At 62.3% G+C, this 1,191-nt stretch carries 1 protein-coding gene; it reads right to left on the bottom strand.

Translation table 11 applies throughout. From position 1 onward, the window contains the following. The coding region (locus D6877_RS21390; protein ID WP_130912039.1) for an amidohydrolase at window positions 1-1,148 on the bottom strand (1,148 nt) is incomplete at its 3' end. Between the last annotated feature and the right edge of the window lie 43 nt (window positions 1,149-1,191).

Below are 1,191 nucleotides of genomic sequence, written 5' to 3'. Positions count from 1 at the left end.
AAGAACGAGAAATCTTCCGCCCCACCCACCAGCGGTCCCTGCACCACGTCATCCTTGGCAGCCCACTTCAACGTCGGCAGCATTTTTTCGGTCAGTGCCGGGTTGTTAATGGTCGGGTCGTATTTTTCGATGATGGTGACGTCGGCCTTGGCGCCGCCGCTTTCCGCGATTTTCTCGATGGTCTGGCGCACGTCGCTGTGCAGTTTCTGGCGGATGCCGTAGTCGTAGGAGCGGATGGTGCCGGTCATGTCGAGTGATTCGGGGATGATGTTGTAGCGGGTGCCGCCGTTGATGGTGCCGATGCTGACCACCGACGGGAAGGACGAGATGTCGGTGCGGCGGCTGACCACGGTTTGCAGGCCGACGATGGTTTGTGCGCCGACGGTGATCGGATCGATGCCGTCCCACGGGCGGCCGGCATGGGTTTGTTTGCCGTGGATCTTGATGCGCAGGTCGTCGGAGCTGGCCAGGGTCGGGCCGGGGCGGTAGGCGATCTGGCCGGCGGGGACGCCGGCCCAGACGTGCAGGCCAAATACTGCGTCGGGTTTCGGCGATTTCATCACGCCTTCCTCGACCATCATCTTCGCGCCCCAGGTATTTTTGCCGTCGGGAATAAAATCGCTCGGACCTTCTTCGGCGGACTGGAAGTAGAACACTACTGTGCCGGGCAAGGTGTCGCGCATGCCCGTCAGAATTTTCGCTGCGCTGAGCAGGATCGCGGTGTGGGCGTCGTGGCCGCAGGCGTGCATGACGTCGACTTCCTTGTCGAGATACGTGCCTTTGGCTTTCGAAGCGAACGGCAGGTCCGAGACTTCCTTGACCGGCAGCGCATCCATGTCGGCGCGCAGGGCCACGGTCGGGCCGGGCAGGGCGCCTTTAAGAATGGCGACAACGCCGGTGCGGGCGACGCCGGTTTTCACTTCCAGGCCCATGGCTTGCAGCTGTTTGGCGACCAGTTCAGCGGTGCGATTTTCAGTGTTGCCAAGTTCTGGATGAGCGTGAAGGTCGCGGCGGGTTTCCAGCAGCTCCGGTTCGAGCTTCTGCGCCTGCTCGGCGATGCGCGTGCGGGCGCTGTCCATCGTCGCGGCACTGGCGTGGCTGGCGACCAGGGTGAGCAAAAGGGTCTGGGCAATGCGCGTCAGTTGCATGGGCTTCTCCTTGATTATTGTTGTTGGCTTCCTTGCCTGTGAC

The sequence above is a fragment of the Pseudomonas sp. Sample_9 genome, assembly GCF_004307535.1.
GTDB classification, from domain to species: Bacteria; Pseudomonadota; Gammaproteobacteria; order Pseudomonadales; family Pseudomonadaceae; genus Aquipseudomonas; species Aquipseudomonas mercuritolerans.
Note: the sequence above shows the minus strand (reverse complement) of the source record. Positions and strands in the feature narration are given on the sequence as shown.